This is a genomic window from Streptomyces sp. NPDC007983, from assembly GCF_042958345.1.
In the GTDB taxonomy this organism is placed as follows: Bacteria; Actinomycetota; Actinomycetes; order Streptomycetales; family Streptomycetaceae; genus Streptomyces.
Genome location: NZ_JBIBJI010000006.1, coordinates 460068 through 478495, shown reverse-complemented (window position 1 = coordinate 478495; position 18428 = coordinate 460068). Strand labels below are relative to the sequence as shown.

Genomic DNA, 18428 nt, shown 5'->3' with positions numbered 1-18428 from the left:
CGGTCGCCGCCCGGGTCACCCCCCGGTTGCCTCGTCCCGCTTGCCGCCCCGCGGGTGGCGCGATGTCGTGATCAAGGATCTTGGAAAAGGGAGAAAAGGCGAAGGCGAAGGCGACGATGCGACCGATCACGACAGGGCAGCCCCTCCACGCGCGCTCCCGCGCCGCCCTCTCCCTCGCGCTGGCCGCGGGAATCCTCACCGCTCCGGTGACCAGGGCCGGAGCCGCCACGGCGAGCCCGGCGGTGGCCTGCGCCTCGGCCAGGCCCGGCCTCGCCACCAGGCTGTCCCGGGATGTCACCGCCGCGCTGCGCGGCAGGTCCGTCACCGCGGCGGTCGCCCTGCGCGACCACACCACCGGCACCGGCTGCACGCTGCGCGGCGACCAGTGGTTCGACTCGGCGAGCGTGGTGAAGGTGACCGTTCTGGCCACCCTGCTGCGGGACGCGCGGACTCACCACCGGCGTCTGACGCGCCACGAGGGCACCCTGGCCACCGCCATGATCACCAGGTCGGACAACGCCGCCACGACCGCCCTGTGGCGTCGGCTCGGGGTGCGGAGGGTCAAGGCGTTCCTGCGGCTCGCCGGGATGACGAGGACCGTGCCCGGCGACGGCGGCCACTGGGGGCTGACCCGGATCACCGCGAAGGACGAGCAGAGACTGCTGGAACTGCTGACCCACCACAACCCGGTACTCGGCAACAGGTCCCGGGCGTACGCCCTCGGGCTGATGCGCGGCGTCGTCCGGTCGCAGCGCTGGGGCACCCCGGCGGGCGCGCCGCGCGGCGCCACGATCCAGGTGAAGAACGGCTGGCTGTCCCGCGCCACGCACGGCTGGCGGGTGCACAGCATCGGCGCGTTCACCGGGCACGGCCATGACTACACGCTCACGGTGCTCACCCAGGACAACGCCCGCATGAACGACGGGGTCGCCACCATCCAGGCCGTGGCCCGCGCGGTCCACAGGGACCTCCATCCGGCGGTGGCCGCGGCGAAGCCGTACACCCTGACCCCCGCCCCGCGGGAAGTGATACCCGCGGGGCCGTAGCCGTCCGTGCCCCGACACGGAACCGCCCCGGCAGGGCGCGAGCACCTGCCGGGGCGGTTCCGTACGGTACGCGGACCGTGCGGAAGCGGCGAGAACCGTCAGCGCAGGGCGGACAGCGCCTGGTTGAGGGTCTTCGACGGACGCATCACGGCCGACGCCTTGGCCGGGTCGGGCTGGTAGTAGCCGCCGATGTCGGACGGCGAGCCCTGGACGGCGAGCAGCTCGTCCACGATGGTCTGCTCCTGCTCGGTCAGCGTCGCGGCGAGCGCCTTGAAGGACTCCGCGAGCTGGGCGTCCTCGGTCTGCTTGGCCAGCTCCTGGGCCCAGTAGAGCGCCAGGTAGAAGTGGCTGCCGCGGTTGTCGATGCCACCGACCCGGCGGCTGGGCGACTTGTTCTCCTGGAGGAACGTGGCGGTCGCCCGGTCCAGGGTGTCGGCGAGCACCTGGGCCCGCGCGTTGTTCGTGGTCTGCGCCAGGTGCTCGAAGCTGACCGCGAGCGCCAGGAACTCACCCAGGCTGTCCCAGCGCAGGTAGTTCTCCTTGACCAGCTGCTGCACGTGCTTGGGCGCGGAGCCGCCGGCGCCGGTCTCGAACAGCCCGCCGCCGTTCATCAGCGGCACGACCGACAGCATCTTGGCGCTGGTGCCCAGCTCCAGGATCGGGAACAGGTCGGTCAGGTAGTCACGCAGCACGTTGCCGGTGACCGAGATGGTGTTCTCGCCGCGGCGGATGCGCTCCAGGGAGAACGCGATCGCCTCCACCGGCGACATGATCTCGATGCGCAGCCCCTCGGTGTCGTGCTCCGGGAGGTACTGCTCGACCTTGGCGATGAGGTTGGCGTCGTGGGCGCGGCCCTCGTCCAGCCAGAACACCGCCGGGTCGCCGGTCGCGCGGGCGCGGGTGACGGCGAGCTTGACCCAGTCCCGGATCGGGGCGTCCTTGGTCTGGCACATCCGGAAGATGTCGCCCTCGCTGACCGTCTGCTCCAGCACCAGGTTGCCCTGGCCGTCGGTCACCCGCACGGTGCCGGTGGCCGGGATCTCGAAGGTCTTGTCGTGGCTGCCGTACTCCTCGGCCTTCTGCGCCATCAGACCGACGTTGGGCACCGAGCCCATGGTGGACGGGTCGAAGGCGCCGTTGGCGCGGCAGTCGTCGATGACGACCTGGTAGATGCCCGCGTAGCTGCTGTCCGGGATGACCGCGAGGGTGTCGGCCTCCTCGCCCTTGGTGTCCCACATGTGGCCCGAGGTGCGGATCATGGCCGGCATGGAGGCGTCGACGATGACGTCGCTCGGGACGTGCAGGTTGGTGATGCCGCGGTCGGAGTCGACCATGGCCAGCTCCGGGCCCTCGGCCAGCTCCGCCTCGAAGGACTCCTTGATCTTCGCGCCCTCGGGCAGCGACTCCAGGCCCTTGAGGATGCCGCCGAGCCCGTCGTTCGGGGTGAGCCCGGCCGCGGCCAGCGCCTGGCCGTACGCGGCGAACGTCTTCGGGAAGAAGGCCCGTACGACATGGCCGAAGATGATCGGGTCGGAGACCTTCATCATCGTGGCCTTCAGGTGCACAGAGAACAGCACGCCCTCGGCCTTGGCCCGGGCGACCTGCTCCTTCAGGAACTCGCGCAGCACCGCGACCCGCATCACGGACGCGTCCACGACCTCGCCCGCGAGCACCGGCACCGACTCGCGCAGCACGGTGGTGGAGCCGTCGTCACCGGTCAGCTCGATGCGCAGCGTGCCGTCCTCGGCGATCACCGCGGACTTCTCGGTGGAGCGGAAGTCGTCGCCGGTCATGTGGGCGACGTTGGTCTTCGAATCGGCCGACCAGGCGCCCATGCGGTGCGGGTTGGCCTTGACGTAGTTCTTGACCGACGCCGGGGCGCGGCGGTCGGAGTTGCCCTCGCGCAGCACCGGGTTGACGGCGCTGCCCTTGACCTTGTCGTAGCGGGCGCGGATGTCCCGCTCCTCGTCGGTCTTCGGGTCGTCCGGGTAGTCCGGCAGCGCGTAGCCCTGCTCCTGCAGCTCGGCGACGGCCGCCTTCAGCTGCGGGATGGAGGCCGAGATGTTCGGCAGCTTGATGATGTTGGCCTCGGGCGTCTTGGCCAGCTCGCCCAGCTCGGCGAGGGCGTCCTCGATGCGCTGGCTCTCCTGAAGACGCTCGGGGAACTGAGCGATGATGCGCCCGGCCAGGGAGATGTCCCGCCGCTCCACGGAGACCCCGGCCGTCGAGGCGTAGGCCTCGACCACGGGCAGGAACGAATACGTCGCCAAGGCCGGGGCCTCGTCGGTGTGCGTATAGATGATGGTCGAGTCAGTCACCGGGTGCTCCGCTCCACGTCTGCAACATTGCTCGACATCAAGATATCCCGTTACCGGCTCACGTTCGAAAGCCCCCCGCCCGCTGGACCCGGCTCGGGAGGAGAGAACGGCCGGGCGCCGTCTTCACCCCCCTTTCGCGCCGATGTCTCCCCAGGGCCACGGGACCGGGGCATGCTATGGGACGTACGCGCTGTGTCTGGGGGGACCTGTGGACGATACGGCATACACCGCGAGCTCCGGGAGAGCGGAACCCGGTCTGCGCATCATGCGCCCGCCCCGCCCTCCCCTCCTCCACCGCCTCCGCGCACTGGCCTTGCCTCTGGCGTTCGCCCTTGTGGTGGCCGGGACGGTCCGGCTGGCGTCGGCCGGCCATCTGTTCCTGCCGTTCCAGCCGGTGACGACCCTGGAGGGACGGCTCGGTTCCAAGGCCGCGCTCTTCGAGGACCCGGAAGTCACCCGGATCCTGCTCAGGCACGGCATCCGGGTGCACACCCTCAGCGCGGGGTCCCGCGAAGTGGCGGTGGGAAGCCTGGACGGCTACGACTTCGCCTTCCCCTCCGGCCCGGCCGCCGGGCGGCTGATCACCGATGCGCGGGAGGCGCGTGGCAAGTACAGCGATTCGAAGTGGCCGCTGGAGACACCGCTGGTCCTCGCCACCTACCGCCCGTATGCCGAGACCCTGCGCAAGGCGGGTGTGGCCACCCCGCAGTCCCCCTCAGGCGGGGGCAAGCCGCTCTACTACTCGCTCGACATGGACAAGTTCCTCGACCTGACCGAGCGTGGCGAGACCTGGAACGACCTGGGCATCGGCGAACAGGACATCCGGAACGGCAACGTCGTCCTCGCCCGGACCTCGGACATCTGCCAGTCCAATTCGTCGGACACCTATCTGAGCCTGGTCGCCTATACCCGCAACGGCGGCAGAGTGCCCGCCGGGGCCGCGGAGGCCGAGAGAGTCGCGTGGAAGATCAAACCGCTGCTGACCGCGCAGGGCAGCGCCGGCGCCGACCTGTTCCAGCAGTACTCCGCCCACAAGGACCCGACCCGCGACCCGATCGTGGTGGTCTACGAGCACCAGTACCTCGCCTACCAGGCCCGGTACAGCGCCGCGCGGCACACGTTCGACTCCGACCGCGTGCTGCTCTATCCCAGGGTTCCGATCATGACCCGGCCGCAGTTCATCATGCTCAGTCACAGGGCCGACCGGCTCGCCGGACTTCTCGTCGGCGACCCCGCGCTGCGCCGCCGCGCGACGGAGCTCGGCTTCCGCGTCCTCGGATCCCGGAGCGACGGCAGCCGCAGCCTCGGCACCGACGCGCTGAGGACCTACCTGCGGCGACAAGGCGTACCGCCACCGCCCGCCGAACCCGCCGGCCACGACGAGACCAAGGCGGGAACGCCGAAGCCCGCGGTCCTGGAACGGATGCTCCGCATCGTGGACGACTGCCCGGCCGCACCTACGGACTGACCGGCCCGGACACATCGAGGTGAAACCGTGCCCCTCTTCCATGACAGCCTGTGGTGGGACATCTGGTGGCCGTGGATGCTCCTCTGGCTGGCGACCGCCGCGAGTCTCGTGGCGGCCGTGGCCCTTCTGATCGGCGCCCGGCGGCGGCGCAGACGCCCCTCGGAGCGTCTGATGGTCGACTGGACGTGCATCTACCTCGACAACACGACGATCATGGACAACTTCCAGCTGAACCGGTACTCCGTGTCGCTCAGGAAGGAGGTCCAGCTGCGGACCACCAGAAGCAGGGCCCTCGGCCTCACGCTCCAGTTCATCCCCTTCCTCGGGCCGGACGCCTCCATCGAGACCAGCCGTGATGTCGTCGTCAAGTACATCGAGAAGGCCGAGCCGATCTCCGCGATCGGCGTCATCGTGGACGGTCTGGAGCGCAGTGATGCCATCGTCCACGCCGATCTGCGGCAGGGCACCGTACGGCGGAACGCGGCGCTGAAGAAGGCCCTGGCGGGACGGCCACGGAGCGAGACCGCCCCACTCAGCCGCACGGAGCGGATGTTCGTGCTGCTCACCGGGAGTTTCCGGAAGGACTCCGGGGACCGGACGGACGGCCGGACCGTCTTCGTCGCCGACTACGCGTCCGCCCCGGGCGTCCGGGTCCGGATGTCGTGCCTGTCCACCGGGCTGCGCGGGGACAAGGAGGCTCCCGGTTCCTTCCCCGGACTCTGCCTGGGCAAGGTGCAGAGCTGGGAGGAGGCGGAGGGCGTACTGGAGGTGCGCCCCCTGGCGATCTTCAGTTGACGGTCCGGCCGCGTCAGGCGGTGCGGCGCAGCAGGGCCAGGTACATGGCGTCGGTGCCGTGCAGATGCGGCCACAGCTGGACGTCGGGGCCCTCACCGAGCGCGGGGACGTCCGGCATCAGGGGGCGGGCGTCGATCCACTCGGCCGTCGCGCCCTGGCCCTTGCCGGCCTCTCCCAGCACGTCCTCGACCACGGCGCGGGTCTCGGCCGGGTGCGGGGAGCAGGTCGCGTAGCCGACGACGCCGCCGATGCGTACGGCGGCCAGCGCCTCGCGCAGCAGGCCGCGCTGGAGCGGGGCGAACCCGGCCAGGTCCTCGGGGCGGCGGCGCCAGCGCGCCTCGGGGCGGCGGCGCAGCGCGCCGAGGCCGGTGCACGGCACGTCGACCAGCACCCGGTCGAAGCTCTCCGGCCGCCACGGCGGGCGGGTCCCGTCGGCGGCGATCACCTGGTACGGGCCGGGGTTCCCGGCCAGGGCGCGCTCCACCAGCCGGGCCCGGTGCGGCTGCTTCTCGGCGGCCAGCAGGGCCGCGCCGCGCCCCGCGGCGAGCGCGCCGAGCAGCGCGGCCTTGCCGCCGGGGCCCGCGCAGCCGTCCAGCCAGCGCCGGTCGGGGCCGTCCAGCGGGGCGTTCGCGAGCGCGAGGGCGACGAGCTGGCTGCCCTCGTCCTGCACCCCGGCGCGCCCCTCCCGGACCGCGTCCAGCGCCCCGGGTTCGCCGCCCTCGGTGAGCCGCACGGCGTACGGGGACCAGCGGCCCGGCAGCGCAGACTCCTCGCCGACGGCGGCGACCAGTTCGCCGGGGTCGGACCGGCCGGGGCGGGCGACGAGGGTGACCTCGGGCCGTTCGTTGTCGGCCTCCAGCAGGTCCTCGATCCCGGCCCGGCCGCCGCCGAGCGCGTCCCACAGCGCCGAGACGATCCAGCGCGGATGCGCGTGGACGACGCCGAGATGGTCCTCGGGGTCCTCGTCGTACGGCGGGGCGACCCGTTCCAGCCAGGTGTCGAGGTCGGCGGCGGCGATCTTGCGCAGCACGGCGTTGACGAACTTGGCGCGCCCGTCGCCGAGCACCACCCGGGCCAGTTCGACGCTCGCGGAGACCGCGGCGTGGGTGGGGATGCGGGTGCCCAGCAGCTGGTGGGCACCGAGGGTCAGCACGTCGAGGACGGGCGGGTCCACCTCGCGCAGCGGGCGGTCCACGCATTCGGCGATGATCGCGTCGTACGTGCCCTGGTGGCGCAGGGTGCCGTAGACCAGCTCGGTGGCGAGCGCCGCGTCCCGGGCGTCGAAGCCGCCGTCCTCCCGCGCCTTGCGGAGCAGGGGCGGGAGGACGAGGTTGGCGTACGCGTCCCGTTCGTCGACGGCCCGCAGCGCCTCGAAGGCGAGGATCCGTACGGGGTCCTTCTTCGGTCGGCGGTAGGGCTTGCCGGGGCGGCTGCGACGGGGAGGGCCGGACTGGGGGCTCACGGGAAATGTGCTCCGGAAGGTATCGAGTGATCAGCCCCCCAGCGTACGCGGCTCAGCCGAGCGCCCCCGCCGTCTCCCTCGGCTCCTCGGGATCTCCGGGCTCTCCGGGCACCCCGGGGTCCTGGGTTTCGAACTGGGTGCGGTACAGCTCCGCGTAGCGCCCCTCGGCGGCGAGCAGCGCGTGGTGGGTGCCGCGCTCCACGATCCGGCCGTCCTCCACGACGAGGATGAGGTCCGCGGCCCGCACGGTGGACAGCCGGTGGGCGATCACCACCGCGGTCCGCCCGTCCAGCGCCTCGGCCAGCGCCTCCTGCACGGCGGCCTCGGAGGTGGAGTCCAGATGGGCGGTGGCCTCGTCGAGGATCACCACCCGGGGGCGGGCCAGCAGCAGCCGGGCGATGGTCAGCCGCTGGCGCTCACCGCCGGAGAGGCGGTAGCCGCGTTCGCCGACGACGGTGTCGAGACCTTCCGCCAGCGACGCGATCAGCCCCTCCAGCCGGGCCCGGCGCAGCACCTCCCACAGCTCGTCCTCGGTCGCCTCGGGGCGGGCCAGCAGCAGGTTGGCGCGGATGGTGTCGTGGAAGAGGTGGCCGTCCTGGGTGACCATGCCGAGGGTTTCGCGCAGCGAGGCGGCGGTCAGGTCGCGGACGTCCACGCCGGACATCCGGACGGCGCCCGCGTCGGTGTCGTACAGGCGCGGCAGCAGCTGCGCGATGGTCGACTTGCCCGCGCCGGAGGAGCCCACCAGGGCGACCATCTGGCCGGGTTCGGCGCGGAAGGACACCTGGTGCAGCACCTGGACGCCGCCGCGGGTGTCCAGCTGGGCGACCTCCTCCAGGGAGGCCAGCGACACCTTGTCGGCGGACGGGTAGCCGAAGTCGACGTGGTCGAACTCCACCGACACCGGCCCGTCCGGGACCCGCCGGGCGTCCGGCTTCTCGGTGATCAGCGGCTTCAGGTCCAGCACCTCGAAGACCCGCTCGAAGCTGACGAGCGCGCTCATCACCTCCACCCGCGCCCCGGCCAGCGCGGTCAGCGGCGCGTACAGCCGGGTGAGCAGCAGCGCGAGGGAGACGACGGCGCCGGGGTCGAGGCTGCCGCGCAGCGCGTAGTAGCCGCCGAGGCCGTAGACGAGGGCGAGGGCCAGGGCGGAGACGAGGGTCAGCGCGGTGACGAACGAGACCTGGACCATCGCCGTACGGACGCCGATGTCCCGCACCCGGCGGGCCCGCGCGGCGAATTCGGCGGACTCCTCGGCCGGGCGGCCGAAGAGCTTCACCAGCGTCGCGCCGGGCGCGGAGAACCGCTCGGTCATCTGGGTGCCCATCGCGGCGTTGTGCGCCGCCGCCTCGCGCCGCAGCCTGGCGAGCCGGCGGCCGACCCGGCGGGCGGGCAGCAGGAAGACCGGCAGGATCACCAGCGCGAGCAGCGTGATCTGCCAGGAGATGCCGACCATCACGACGAAGGTGAGCAGCAGCGTCACCGCGTTGCTCACCACCCCCGAGAGGGTGTCGCTGAACGCCCGCTGCGCGCCGATCACATCGTTGTTCAGGCGGCTGACCAGCGCACCGGTGCGGGTGCGGGTGAAGAAGGCGACCGGCATCCGCTGCACATGGTCGAAGACGGCGGTGCGCAGATCGAGGATCAGCCCCTCCCCGATGTTCGCGGACAGCCGCCGGGTCAGCAGCCCCAGCGCCGCCTCGGCCACGGCGATGGCGGCGATCAGCCCGGCCAGCCCGAGCACCGTGGACTGGTGCGCGTGCCGGTCGATCGCGTTCACCACCCGGCCCGCGAGCAGCGGGGTGGCGACCGCGGTCACCGCCACCACCGTGCTCAGGGCGACGAACAGCAGCAGCGGGCGGCGATGCGGGCGGGCGAAGGCCCCGATGCGGCGCAGGGTCGCCCGGGAGAAGGGCCGCCGGTCGTCGCTGGCGTGTGTGGCCTGGTACAGGGAATGCCACGCGGTGACTTCCATGCTCATCGCGCACCTCCGAAGGGTTCGGGGTGCCGCCACGGTGATTACGCCGGTGGGTCCGGACCGGCGGCACGTACTGAGGACGGTAGGACTTGAACCAAGGTTCAGGTCAACGCCCGCCCTCCCGGCGCGCCCGCGTCCCGGCTTGTCACCCCAGCCGCTCGCCCTCGGCGATCCGCACCCCACGGGCCCAGTCCGCCGCGCGCATCGGCTTCTTGCCCTGCGGCCGGACCCAGGTCAGCTCCACGGCATGGCTGCCCGTGCCCACGTAGACCGCCTTCTTGGTCGCGGCGAGCGCGCCGGGGGCCAGATCCGTACGGTCCGCCACCGGCGCCGCCGAGACCACCTTCAGCCGCTCCCCGCGGAACGTCGTCCACGCGCCCGGCGCCGGGGCGCACCCGCGCACCAGCCGGTCGACCCGCAGGGCGGGCGCCGACCAGTCGATCTCCGCGTCCTCGACGTTGATCTTCGGGGCGAGCGAGACGCCCTCGGCGGACTGCGGCACCGCCCGCAGCGAACCGTCCTCGATGCCGTCCATCGTCGCCGCCAGCAGCCCGGCCCCGGCGAAGGCCAGCCGGTTCAGCAGATCGCCGCTGGTGTCGGTGGGCCGTACGTCCTCGGTCACCACCCCGTACACCGGCCCGGAGTCCAGCCCCTCCTCGATCTGGAACGTCGACGCCCCGGTCACCTCGTCACCCGCGAGCACCGCGTGCTGCACCGGCGCCGCACCGCGCCACGCGGGCAGCAGCGAGAAGTGCAGATTGACCCAGCCGTGCGCCGGGATCTCCAGCGCCGCCTTGGGCAGCAGCGCGCCGTAGGCCACCACCGGGCAGCAGTCCGGGGCGATCTCGGTGAGCCGGGCGAGGAAGTCGGCGTCCCGCGGCTTGGCCGGTTTCAGCACCTCGATGCCCGCCTCCTCGGCCCGCTCCGCGACCGGGCTGGCCACCAGCCGGCGGCCGCGCCCGGCGGGCGCGTCGGGACGGGTCACGACGGCCACCACCTCATGCCGGTCGGACGCGATCAGTGCGTCCAGCGCGGGCAGGGCGACCTCGGGGGTACCGGCGAAGACGAGCCTCATGGGTGGCGAACTACCTCTCATTCAAGGCGTACAGGGCGGAGAACGGCGGAAACGCCGCCTCAGTCTATGGTCCGGCGATCCCGGGGGGCGTACGGGCCGACTCCCGCACGCCCCGGACCGTGACCGACGGGCGGGTGCCGCGTTGGTCAAGAGAGATTGACCTCGCCGGGCCGCGACCGCGGCCCGGTCCCCGTCCCGCCCACCCCCTTTCACCGCCGGTTCGAGAGGCTTGTTCATGGCCGACCACGCAACTCACGACGCCCAGGCACGGGCCAGCCTGCACCTCCTGGTCCGGGACATCGAGCGGGTCCGCCGGCAGGTGGACGCGCTGCGCACCCTCACCGCCCAGCTCGGCAACGTCTACCGGCCGCGGCGCACCGGACCGTCCGCGGGCTTCGTCGTCTACGGCCGCGCCCCGGCGCCCACCGTGCGGCTCGCCCAGGAGCTGCGGGACAGCGTCGAGACCCTGGTCACGGCCGCGGTCGACTTCGACCGGTCGCTCGGCTTCTCGTGGGACGCGGTGGGGTCCGCGCTCGGCGTCACCAAGCAGGCTGTGCACCGCCGCTACGGCTCCCGCCGCGCCGCCGCGGCGAGCACCGCGGAGGGCGGCGAGCCCCCGGCGGCGCACAGCCCCGAGCCCGCCGCGGTGCCGCCGGTCCCGTCCGTACCGGCCGCCCGCTCCGTCCCCCCGCAGTCCGCCCCGCCGCTGCGCGAGGACCCCCGCCCCACCGCCTTCCCCGGCCCCCGCAACGGCTGACGGGCCCCGTCAGCCGATGTCCAGGGGGTCGACGCGGACCGTCGGGTCCTTGTCGCCGCGGGCCAGCCGCAGGGCCTTGGCCTCCTTGACGGCCGCGGCCAGGGCGCGGCCCTGGCCCGGGGGCACCCGCAGCAGGGCGCGCTCCCACTGCTCGCCGGGCGGCGGGTCGCCGGGGCGGCGCGGACGGCCCGGCGGGGTGGGGGGCAGCGGGACGGGGCCCAGGGTCTCGGTCCCCTCCGGCAGCGACGCCGAGGCGATCAGCTCGGCCACCGCCTCCCCCGGTCCGGCCACCGCCGCCATCCGGGAGACCGGCGGGAAGCCCAGCTGGGACCGCTCGGCGAGTTCGCGCGTCGCGAAACCGGCCGGGTCCCAGCGCACCAGCGCCTGGACGGGCCGCTGCGTCGGTTCCGCGGTCACCACGACCAGGCCACCGTCCTCATGCCCCCGCACCAGCGCGGCCGCTTCCAGCCAGCGGCGCAGCGCGTCCTCGCCCGCGCGCAGGTCGGGGCGGCCGAGCAGGGCCCAGCCATCGAGCAGCAGGGCGGCCGCGTAGCCGCCCTCGGCGACCGGTTCGGCGCCCGGGGTGCTGACGACGAGCGACGGGCGGTCCGGCACGGTGTCCAGGACGTGATCGCGGCCCGAGGTGCGGACCGGAACGGCGGGAAAGGCGCGGCCCAGCTCCTCCGCGGTGCGCCGGGCGCCGACGACGCTCGCCCGCAGCCGTACGCCCCCGCACTCCGCGCAGTGCCAGGCGGTCTCGGCCCGCCCGCACCAGCCGCACGCCAGCCGGTCCGCGTCGCGCGCCTCCAGCGGGCCCGAGCAGTGCCGGCAGCGGGCGGGCTCGCGGCAGCGCTCACAGGCCAGCCGGGGTACGTAGCCCCGGCGCGGCACCTGCACCAGCACCGGGCCGCGGGTCAGCGCCTCGCGCACGGTCTGCCAGGCGAGCGTGGGCAGCCGGGCGGCGCGGGCCTCGGCGTCCCGGGCCACCTCGCCCTCGTCCACGGTACGGATCAGCGGGGCCGCCGCGCGGACCTGCTCGCGGTCGGCCTCCAGGGGCCGGGCCCAGCCGTTCTCCACCAGCTGGGCGGCCTCCACGGTGCGGCCGAGGTCGCCCAGCAGGAAGCCCGTCTTCTCGTGCACGGCGCGCAGCAGCAGGACGTCGCGGGCATGCGGCTGCGGGGCGTGGTCGTCGCTGTGGCTCTGGTCGCCGTCGTCCCAGATGCCCACCAGGCCGAGGTCGCGGACCGGCGCGAACATGGCCGCCCGGGTGCCGACCACGGCCCGCACCGAGCCGCGGCTGACCGCCAGCCACCGCCGGTACCGCTCCTCGGGGCCGAGGTCCGCGGTGAGCAGCACATGCCGCCCCGGGCCGCCGAGCGCCCGGGTGAGCGCCGCGTCGACCCGGGCGGCGGTGCGTCCGTCGGGGACGACGACGAGCGCGCCGCGCCCGGAGGCGAGGGTGGCGGCGACCGCGGCGGCCCACTCGTCCGGCCAGTGCGGTCCGGGGAGGGCGGTCCATACGGCCCGGGGCGTGCCGCCGCCCGCGAGCGCGTCCAGGAACCCGGGCCCGGCCGGATAGCGGGCCCAGCTGCCGGGCGCGGGCGGCCCGGGCGGGGGCAGTGGCCGCGGGGACGTCTCGGACTCGGCGCGGACGTTGCGCTTGGGCATGGCCAGCTGCAGGACGTCGGCGAGCGATCCGGCGTACCGGTCGGCGACGGCCCGGCACAGCGCGAGCAGCCCCGGACCGAGCACCGGCTCGGGCGAGACGACCTGGGCGATGGCCGCCAGCGGACCGCGGTAGTCGGACTCGGCGACCCGCTCGACGATGTACCCGTCGAGCAGCCCGCCGCCCTCGCGCCGCCCCTCGCGCACCTTGCCGGTCCCGGCCCCGAACCGCACCCGCACCCGCACCCCGGGCCGGGCCTCGGCGTCCATCTCGGCCGGGACCGCGTAGTCCCACAGCTTGTCGAGGTGCACCGGGCCCTTGTCCACGAGCACCTTGGCCACCGGCCGCTCCTTGGCCAGCGCGGCCCCCCGCCAGGTCCGCGGCTTGGCCCGCGGCACCTTGGCCTTGCGCACGCTGTCCCGGATGAGCGCGAGCTGCTCACCCCCCTGCGGCTCCCCCTCCGGGGCCTTGCGCCGCTCGTCGTCGCTGCTCACAGATCAAGTCTTAGCAGAGGACTCGGACACACGACGGCCCGGACGCCGCGAGGGGCGTCCGGGCCGTCGCTTCAGGCCGTGGCGGCCGTACGAGGAGTGTGCCTACAGACCGGCCGCCGCGCGGAGGGCGTCGACGCGGTCGGTGCGCTCCCAGGTGAAGTCGGACTCCTCACGGCCGAAGTGGCCGTAGGCCGCCGTCTGGGCGTAGATCGGGCGGAGCAGGTCCAGGTCGCGGATGATCGCGGCCGGACGCAGGTCGAAGACCTCGGAGATGGCCTTCTCGATCTTCTCGGCGTCGATCGTGGCGGTGCCGAAGGTCTCGACGAAGAGACCGACCGGCTCGGCCTTGCCGATGGCGTAGGCGACCTGGACCTCGCACCGCTGGGCGAGGCCCGCGGCGACGACGTTCTTGGCGACCCAGCGCATCGCGTACGCGGCGGAGCGGTCGACCTTGGACGGGTCCTTGCCGGAGAAGGCGCCGCCACCGTGGCGGGACATGCCGCCGTAGGTGTCGATGATGATCTTGCGGCCGGTGAGGCCCGCGTCACCCATCGGGCCGCCGATCTCGAAGCGGCCGGTCGGGTTGACCAGCAGCCGGTAGCCCTCGGTGTCCAGCTTGATGCCGTCCTCGACCAGCTGGTTCAGCACGTGCTCGACCACGAACTCCCGGATGTCCGGAGCCAGCAGCGAGTCCAGGTCGATGTCGGAGGCGTGCTGCGAGGAGACGACGACGGTGTCCAGGCGGACCGCCTTGTGGCCGTCGTACTCGATGGTGACCTGGGTCTTGCCGTCCGGGCGCAGGTACGGGATGGTCCCGTTCTTCCGGACCTCGGACAGCCGGCGGGAGAGCCGGTGCGCCAGGTTGATCGGCAGCGGCATCAGCTCGGGCGTCTCGTCGCACGCGTAGCCGAACATCAGGCCCTGGTCGCCCGCGCCCTGCTTGTCCAGCTCGTCCTCGTCGCCCTCGACCCGCAGCTCGTAGGCGGAGTCGACGCCCTGGGCGATGTCGGGGGACTGCGAGCCGATCGACACCGAGACGCCGCAGGAGGCGCCGTCGAAGCCCTTCTTCGACGAGTCGTAGCCGATGTCGAGGACCTTGTTGCGGACGAGCGTCGCGATATCGGCGTACGCCTTGGTGGTCACCTCACCGGCGACATGGACCAGGCCGGTGGTGATCAGGGTCTCGACGGCGACCCGGGAGGTCGGGTCCTCCTTCAGGAGGGCGTCGAGGATGGAGTCGCTGATCTGGTCAGCGATCTTGTCGGGGTGACCCTCGGTCACGGATTCCGAGGTGAACAGGCGGCGGGACACATCGCTCCCTGGGGTTGCAGCGGCTGCTGGCTGATCATGGGCGGGACCGCCCGGGGGCTGCGCCCGATGCGGTTCCTGGGCCAGTTTATCCGGCGTTTCCGCCGGTCGAGCATTCCCGTCCCACAGGACGGGCAGGCCATGACCTGGAACATACCTCGCCTCGAGCCGAAATACAGCAAGGCCCCCATGACAGAAAGCTGTCATGGCCCGAACGGGCGCTCCCTGCCCTGGATCAACCCACGGTGGCGGCAATGCCTACCCACGTACGGCCGAAGGTCACGCGAATGTCTTGTGAAGATCACGCGAAGACGGTCGCGGGCTCACCGGAAACGGGCCGCCACCAGGTCCCACACGGTCTCGGCCAGGGCTTCCTTCGGGCCGTACGGGACGGGCGTCTCGGTGCCGTCCGCGCCGAGCACCACCGCCTCGTTCTCCTCCGAGCCGAAGGTCTTGTGCTCCCCCACCTCGTTCACCACGAGCAGATCGCAGCCCTTGCGGGCGAGCTTCGCCCGGCCGTTGACGAGGACGTCGTCGGTCTCGGCGGCGAACCCGACGACGACCTGGCCGGGGCGGGCGCGCTCGGCGGAGATTTCCGCGAGAACGTCCGGGTTGCGCACCAGAGCGACCGGTTCGGGCTCCTGCCCGTCCCGCTTCTTGATCTTTCCCGGGGCGTAGTGGGCGGGCCGGAAGTCGGCGACCGCGGCGGCCATCACCACGGCGTCGGCGTCCGCGGCGGCCTTCAGGACCGCCTCCCGCAGCTGGACCGCGGTCCCCACCCGCACCACATCGGCACCGGCCGGGGCGGGCAGCTCGCTGTTGGCCGAGACAAGAGTCACCCGGGCGCCCCGGGCCACGGCGGCGCGGGCCAGGGCGTACCCCTGCTTGCCGGTGGAACGGTTGCCCAGGTAGCGCACCGGGTCCAGCGGCTCGCGGGTGCCTCCGGCGCTGATCACCACATGGCGTCCGGCCAGGTCGGCGCGGATCGCCTCGGGGCCGCGGGCCAGCACCCGGCGGCAGACCTCGAAGATCTCCTGGGGGTCCGGCAGCCGTCCCTTGCCGGTGTCCACCCCGGTCAGCCGCCCGACGGCGGGCTCGATGACCACAGCGCCGCGGCGGCGCAGGGTCGCCACGTTCTCCCGGGTCGCGGGGTGCTCCCACATCTCGGTGTGCATGGCGGGGGCGAAGACGACCGGACATCGGGCGGTCAGCAGCGTATTGGTGAGCAGGTCGTCCGCGAGGCCGTGGGCGGCCTTGGCGAGCAGATCGGCGGTGGCGGGGGCGACCACGACCAGGTCCGCGGACTGGCCGATGCGCACGTGCGGCACCTCGTGGACGGACTCCCACACCTCGGTGCCCGCCGGATTCCCGGAGAGCGCCGACCAGGTCGCCTCGCCGACGAAGTGCAGCGCCGAGGCGGTCGGCACGACCCGTACGTCATGCCCGGACTCCGTCAGCCGCCGCAGCAGCTCGCACGCCTTGTAGGCGGCGATCCCGCCGCTGACCCCCAGTACGACCCGGGGCCTGTCCGCCATGGCCATCGCTCGCCTCTTCCCCGCCGTTTACGAACCGATACGTACCCATGACACACCACAAGCCCGGCAGCGAGGCCGCCGGGCCGGTGATGAGCGATGTGCCGGACCTACTGAGCCGGGCCCTCGATGGCCTCGGAGGTCAGCAGACCCGCGTTGATCTCGCGGAGCGCGATCGACAGCGGCTTCTCGTGGACGTGGGTGTCCACCAGGGGGCCGACGTACTCGAGCAGACCCTCACCGAGCTGCGAGTAGTACGCGTTGATCTGACGGGCACGCTTGGCCGCGTAGATCACGAGGCTGTACTTCGAGTCGGTCGCCTCGAGCAGCTCATCAATCGGAGGGTTGATGATGCCCTCGGGCGCGGTCATGGGAGAGGACACTCTCTAGCCTTCCTTATTACGCCTCATGGCAAGAATGAATTGAAGATCAAGCCACTCGCATCAAGGCTAGCAGCTCACTCGCCACGTCCTCGACGGAGGTGTTGACCAGGGTCGTATCGAACTCGGATTCGGCGGCCAGCTCGACGCGGGCCGCTTCCAGCCGCCGCTCGATGACCTCGGGCGCCTCGGTCCCCCGGCCGGTGAGCCGGCGGACCAGCTCCTCCCAGCTGGGCGGGGCGAGGAAGACCAGCTGGGCCTCCGGCATGGACTCGCGGATCTGCCGCGCGCCCTGCAGGTCGATCTCCAGCAGCACCGGCTCGCCCTCGTCGAGCCGGTCGATGACCGCCTCACGGGGGGTGCCGTAGCGGTTGCCGGCGAACTCGGCCCACTCCAGCAGCTCACCGTTGGCGATGAGCTTGTCGAACTCACCGTCGTCCACGAAGAAGTACTGAACACCGTGCCGCTCACCGGGGCGGGGCCTGCGGGTCGTGGCGGAGACCGAGAGCCAGACCTGGGGGTGTGCCTTGCGCATATGCGCGACGACCGTGCTCTTACCGACCCCGGAGGGGCCGGAGAGCACGGTCAGCCGCGGGCGTACTGGATGTGCTGCCATGCAGCAGATTATCCAGGTTCCCGAGCGTGCCGGGAAACGTCAGCCGGCTGCGCCGCCGAACTCACGCTCGAGGGATGCGATCTGGTTGGAGCCGAGCCCGCGCACACGACGGCTTTCGGAGATGCCGAGCCGCTCCATGATCTGCTTGGCGCGGACCTTGCCGACGCCCGGCAGGGACTCCAGGAGGGCGGAGACCTTCATCTTGCCGATGACATCGTTCTCCTGGCCCTGCTTGATGACCTCGTGCAGAGACGCGCCGGAGTGCTTGAGCCGATTCTTGACCTCGGCGCGCTCCCGGCGAGCCGCGGCGGCCTTTTCGAGCGCGGCTGCGCGCTGTTCAGGGGTAAGGGGCGGAAGAGCCACGCCTACGTCACCTCGGATGTCGAACTGTCGGATATGGACCGGTGAGGAACCTAGTCGGCCCTCACCTGCGGAGCAACGCGCAACGCAACAGCGCGTTCGCTCTCGTCGGAGACTAGCGGCCGATCCCGCTCCAGTCAGCGAGAACAGACGAAAAGTCCTGGTCAGACTCTCTCGACTGGGACATTTAGGGACAAAATAGCTCGGTTATTCGGCCACGGCACGCACGTCATCAGCCATTCGGGCCGCTGCCTCGACCAGCGCGGCGGCATCCGGACCGTGCTTGAGGACCCCGCGACTGACGCTCGGAACAACGTTCCGGACCGCCGCGCCGAAGACCTCCGGAAGGTCCGCGGGGGTCGCGCCCTGGGCGCCGATGCCGGGAGCCAGCAGCGGCCCGTCGATCGTCAGCTCCGCGCCGATCCGGTCCGCGGTGCCGCCGAGGGTCGCCCCGACGACCGCGCCGTACGAGCCGAGCGCGCCCCGCTCGGCCTCATCCGCGTTCTCGGCCTTGAGGTGGGCCAGCACCGAGGCGGCGACGGCCGTCCCGTCGGGCCCCGCCGCGTGCTGCACCTCGGCGCCCTCCGGGTTGGACGTCAGCGCCAGCACGAAGACCCCCGCGCCGCTCACCCGCGCGGCGTCCAGCGCGGGGCGCAGCGAGCCGAAGCCGAGGTAGGGGCTGACGGTGACCGCGTCCGAGAACAGCGGGCTGCCGGGGTCGAGGTAGGCGGCGGCGTACGCGGCCATCGTGGACCCGATGTCGCCGCGCTTGGCGTCCATCAGGACCAGCGCCCCGGCGTCCCGGGCGTCCGCCACGGCCCGCTCCAGCACGGCGATGCCGCGCGAGCCGAAGCGCTCGAAGAAGGCCGACTGCGGCTTGAGGACGGCGACGCGCCCGGCGAGCGCGTCCACGACGGTCCGCGTGAACCGCTCGAGCCCCGCGACATCGTCGCCGAGGCCCCAGTCGGCGAGCAGGGAGGCGTGCGGGTCGATGCCGACGCAGAGCGGACCGCGCTCGTCCATGGCCCGTCGCAGGCGCGTACCGAAGGGGGTGGGCGTGGTCATGGTTCTCTCCTCGTAAAGGTGCGGCTACCAGCAGCGGTCCAGGACCAAGATGCCCCGCTCCGCGCCTGCTGAGCTGGGTCCGGGGCGGAGATGCCCCACCCCCCAGCC

Annotated in this window: 15 protein-coding genes; 4 read left to right on the top strand and 11 right to left on the bottom strand. The window is 72.7% G+C overall.

Annotation, left to right across the window (positions count from 1 at the left end):
• Positions 1-116: 116 nt before the first annotated feature.
• Positions 117-1046, top strand: coding sequence for a serine hydrolase (locus ACFZCY_RS21975; protein ID WP_391175579.1), 930 nt, complete (start codon positions 117-119; stop codon positions 1044-1046).
• 98 nt (positions 1047-1144) lie between these two features.
• Here the strand turns inward: ACFZCY_RS21975 and ACFZCY_RS21970 are convergent, their stop codons facing one another.
• Positions 1145-3364 (bottom strand): NADP-dependent isocitrate dehydrogenase, encoded by a 2220-nt coding sequence (locus ACFZCY_RS21970; RefSeq protein WP_391175577.1) that lies wholly within the window; start codon positions 3362-3364, stop codon positions 1145-1147.
• Between the two features lie 313 nt (positions 3365-3677).
• On the opposite strand from ACFZCY_RS21970, the gene ACFZCY_RS21965 reads away from it, so the two are divergent.
• Together ACFZCY_RS21965 and ACFZCY_RS21960 are read left to right on the top strand one after the other, a co-directional pair.
• On the top strand, positions 3678-4832 hold the full coding sequence (locus ACFZCY_RS21965; protein ID WP_391175574.1) for a hypothetical protein: 1155 nt from the start codon (positions 3678-3680) through the stop codon (positions 4830-4832).
• Positions 4833-4859: 27 nt separating this feature from the next.
• Entirely contained in the window at positions 4860-5627 is a 768-nt protein-coding gene (locus ACFZCY_RS21960; RefSeq protein ID WP_391175571.1) for a hypothetical protein, read from the top strand.
• Positions 5628-5640: 13 nt separating this feature from the next.
• Here the strand turns inward: ACFZCY_RS21960 and ACFZCY_RS21955 are convergent, their stop codons facing one another.
• From ACFZCY_RS21955 to fmt, 3 genes are all read right to left on the bottom strand, one after another.
• A complete protein-coding gene (locus ACFZCY_RS21955; protein ID WP_391175568.1) occupies positions 5641-7089 on the bottom strand; it encodes a transcription antitermination factor NusB in 1449 nt (482 codons plus the stop codon).
• 52 nt (positions 7090-7141) lie between these two features.
• On the bottom strand, positions 7142-9070 hold the full coding sequence (locus ACFZCY_RS21950; protein WP_391175565.1) for an ABC transporter transmembrane domain-containing protein: 1929 nt from the start codon (positions 9068-9070) through the stop codon (positions 7142-7144).
• Positions 9071-9212: 142 nt separating this feature from the next.
• Positions 9213-10142: a methionyl-tRNA formyltransferase gene (fmt, locus tag ACFZCY_RS21945; RefSeq protein ID WP_391175561.1), complete on the bottom strand. Its 930-nt coding sequence runs from the start codon at positions 10140-10142 to the stop codon at positions 9213-9215.
• Between the two features lie 235 nt (positions 10143-10377).
• Between fmt and ACFZCY_RS21940 the strand changes: the two genes are divergently transcribed.
• Positions 10378-10899: a hypothetical protein gene (locus tag ACFZCY_RS21940; protein WP_391175557.1), complete on the top strand. Its 522-nt coding sequence runs from the start codon at positions 10378-10380 to the stop codon at positions 10897-10899.
• A 9-nt stretch (positions 10900-10908) separates the two neighbouring features.
• On the opposite strand, the gene ACFZCY_RS21935 is transcribed toward ACFZCY_RS21940, so the two are convergent.
• The 7 genes from ACFZCY_RS21935 to pyrF all read right to left on the bottom strand — a co-directional run bounded on the left by ACFZCY_RS21935 (position 10909) and on the right by pyrF (position 18320).
• Positions 10909-13059 (bottom strand): primosomal protein N', encoded by a 2151-nt coding sequence (locus tag ACFZCY_RS21935; RefSeq protein WP_391175555.1) that lies wholly within the window; start codon positions 13057-13059, stop codon positions 10909-10911.
• Positions 13060-13161: 102 nt separating this feature from the next.
• Positions 13162-14370 (bottom strand): methionine adenosyltransferase, encoded by a 1209-nt coding sequence (gene metK / locus ACFZCY_RS21930; protein ID WP_361475033.1) that lies wholly within the window; start codon positions 14368-14370, stop codon positions 13162-13164.
• 320 nt (positions 14371-14690) lie between these two features.
• A complete protein-coding gene (gene coaBC / locus ACFZCY_RS21925) occupies positions 14691-15908 on the bottom strand; it encodes a bifunctional phosphopantothenoylcysteine decarboxylase/phosphopantothenate--cysteine ligase CoaBC (RefSeq protein ID WP_391175552.1) in 1218 nt (405 codons plus the stop codon).
• Positions 15909-16009: 101 nt separating this feature from the next.
• Entirely contained in the window at positions 16010-16270 is a 261-nt protein-coding gene (rpoZ, locus tag ACFZCY_RS21920; RefSeq protein WP_020867048.1) for a DNA-directed RNA polymerase subunit omega, read from the bottom strand.
• A 58-nt stretch (positions 16271-16328) separates the two neighbouring features.
• The gene (gene gmk / locus ACFZCY_RS21915; protein ID WP_391175548.1) at positions 16329-16895 is read right to left on the bottom strand and encodes a guanylate kinase; all 567 of its coding nucleotides are present in this window, start codon (positions 16893-16895) and stop codon (positions 16329-16331) included.
• Between the two features lie 39 nt (positions 16896-16934).
• A complete protein-coding gene (locus tag ACFZCY_RS21910) occupies positions 16935-17258 on the bottom strand; it encodes an integration host factor (protein WP_009713618.1) in 324 nt (107 codons plus the stop codon).
• 204 nt (positions 17259-17462) lie between these two features.
• Positions 17463-18320, bottom strand: coding sequence for an orotidine-5'-phosphate decarboxylase (gene pyrF / locus ACFZCY_RS21905; RefSeq protein ID WP_391175545.1), 858 nt, complete (start codon positions 18318-18320; stop codon positions 17463-17465).
• Positions 18321-18428: the final 108 nt, after the last annotated feature.

What these genes read in the sequence shown, in the direction of transcription:
- pyrF (WP_391175545.1), bottom strand. Translation starts at nt 18,320, where the DNA reads ATGACCACGCCCACCCCCTTCGGTACGCGCCTGCGACGGGCCATGGAC.
- rpoZ (WP_020867048.1), bottom strand. Translation starts at nt 16,270, where the DNA reads ATGACCGCGCCCGAGGGCATCATCAACCCTCCGATTGATGAGCTGCTC.
- ACFZCY_RS21950 (WP_391175565.1), bottom strand. Translation starts at nt 9,070, where the DNA reads ATGAGCATGGAAGTCACCGCGTGGCATTCCCTGTACCAGGCCACACAC.
- fmt (WP_391175561.1), bottom strand. Translation starts at nt 10,142, where the DNA reads ATGAGGCTCGTCTTCGCCGGTACCCCCGAGGTCGCCCTGCCCGCGCTG.
- gmk (WP_391175548.1), bottom strand. Translation starts at nt 16,895, where the DNA reads ATGGCAGCACATCCAGTACGCCCGCGGCTGACCGTGCTCTCCGGCCCC.
- ACFZCY_RS21940 (WP_391175557.1), top strand. Translation starts at nt 10,378, where the DNA reads ATGGCCGACCACGCAACTCACGACGCCCAGGCACGGGCCAGCCTGCAC.
- coaBC (WP_391175552.1), bottom strand. Translation starts at nt 15,908, where the DNA reads ATGGCCATGGCGGACAGGCCCCGGGTCGTACTGGGGGTCAGCGGCGGG.
- ACFZCY_RS21975 (WP_391175579.1), top strand. Translation starts at nt 117, where the DNA reads ATGCGACCGATCACGACAGGGCAGCCCCTCCACGCGCGCTCCCGCGCC.